This window comes from Cryobacterium sp. W22_MBD10_FK3 (assembly GCF_052113745.1).
GTDB lineage: Bacteria > Actinomycetota > Actinomycetes > Actinomycetales > Microbacteriaceae > Cryobacterium.
Map to the genome: position 1 here is coordinate 1 of NZ_JBGQOH010000040.1, position 1888 is coordinate 1888.

The 1888-nt window shown below is 54.0% G+C and carries 1 rRNA gene; it reads left to right on the plus strand.

What is annotated here, in order from left to right:
- Nucleotides 1-238: 238 nt before the first annotated feature.
- Nucleotides 239-1761, plus strand: a 16S ribosomal RNA gene (locus tag ACEN2M_RS18685).
- The last annotated feature ends 127 nt before the right edge of the window (nt 1762-1888 follow it).

Consider the following 1888-nt stretch of genomic DNA (forward strand, 5'->3'; position numbering starts at 1 on the left):
GGGTGCGTCCGATCCTTGAGAACTCAACAGCGTGCACAATGTCAAATGCCAAAAACCTCGTGGTTTGGATCCGTTTCTAGCGGTGAAGAGCCAAGAGATTCCTTTGGAAAACATTTAAACAACAAAGCAAGTCAGTAATGATTTGTTCTGTCAGTTTCAAACTTGCTGATTGTTCGCCTATTCCGGTGGCTTTCAGCACTAGATGTGCCCATCACTTCGGTGGTGAGGCTATTAAACATTTACGGAGAGTTTGATCCTGGCTCAGGACGAACGCTGGCGGCGTGCTTAACACATGCAAGTCGAACGGTGATGGGGGAGCTTGCTCCTTCTGATCAGTGGCGAACGGGTGAGTAACACGTGAGTAACCTGCCCCAAACTCTGGGATAAGCACTGGAAACGGTGTCTAATACCGGATACGAGCTTCAGCCGCATGGCTAGGAGTTGGAAAGAATTTCGGTTTGGGATGGACTCGCGGCCTATCAGCTAGTTGGTGAGGTAATGGCTCACCAAGGCGACGACGGGTAGCCGGCCTGAGAGGGTGACCGGCCACACTGGGACTGAGACACGGCCCAGACTCCTACGGGAGGCAGCAGTGGGGAATATTGCACAATGGGCGCAAGCCTGATGCAGCAACGCCGCGTGAGGGACGACGGCCTTCGGGTTGTAAACCTCTTTTAGTAGGGAAGAAGCGAAAGTGACGGTACCTGCAGAAAAAGCACCGGCTAACTACGTGCCAGCAGCCGCGGTAATACGTAGGGTGCAAGCGTTGTCCGGAATTATTGGGCGTAAAGAGCTCGTAGGCGGTTTGTCGCGTCTGCTGTGAAAACCCGAGGCTCAACCTCGGGCCTGCAGTGGGTACGGGCAGACTAGAGTGCGGTAGGGGAGATTGGAATTCCTGGTGTAGCGGTGGAATGCGCAGATATCAGGAGGAACACCAATGGCGAAGGCAGATCTCTGGGCCGTAACTGACGCTGAGGAGCGAAAGCATGGGGAGCGAACAGGATTAGATACCCTGGTAGTCCATGCCGTAAACGTTGGGAACTAGATGTGGGGACCATTCCACGGTCTCCGTGTCGCAGCTAACGCATTAAGTTCCCCGCCTGGGGAGTACGGCCGCAAGGCTAAAACTCAAAGGAATTGACGGGGGCCCGCACAAGCGGCGGAGCATGCGGATTAATTCGATGCAACGCGAAGAACCTTACCAAGGCTTGACATATAGAGGAAACGGCTGGAAACAGTCGCCCCGCAAGGTCTCTATACAGGTGGTGCATGGTTGTCGTCAGCTCGTGTCGTGAGATGTTGGGTTAAGTCCCGCAACGAGCGCAACCCTCGTCCTATGTTGCCAGCACGTAATGGTGGGAACTCATGGGATACTGCCGGGGTCAACTCGGAGGAAGGTGGGGATGACGTCAAATCATCATGCCCCTTATGTCTTGGGCTTCACGCATGCTACAATGGCCGGTACAAAGGGCTGCAATACCGCAAGGTGGAGCGAATCCCAAAAAGCCGGTCTCAGTTCGGATTGAGGTCTGCAACTCGACCTCATGAAGTCGGAGTCGCTAGTAATCGCAGATCAGCAACGCTGCGGTGAATACGTTCCCGGGCCTTGTACACACCGCCCGTCAAGTCATGAAAGTCGGTAACACCCGAAGCCAGTGGCCAAACCCGCAAGGGATGGAGCTGTCGAAGGTGGGATCGGTGATTAGGACTAAGTCGTAACAAGGTAGCCGTACCGGAAGGTGCGGCTGGATCACCTCCTTTCTAAGGAGCACAGCAGTGCCGTCTGTATACAGCGGAGTAACACTGCCAAGTCATACGAAGACGAATGTTCTTCGATGGCGCTCATGGGTGGAACATTGACATTGATACAGAAACAGAACAGTTGAAC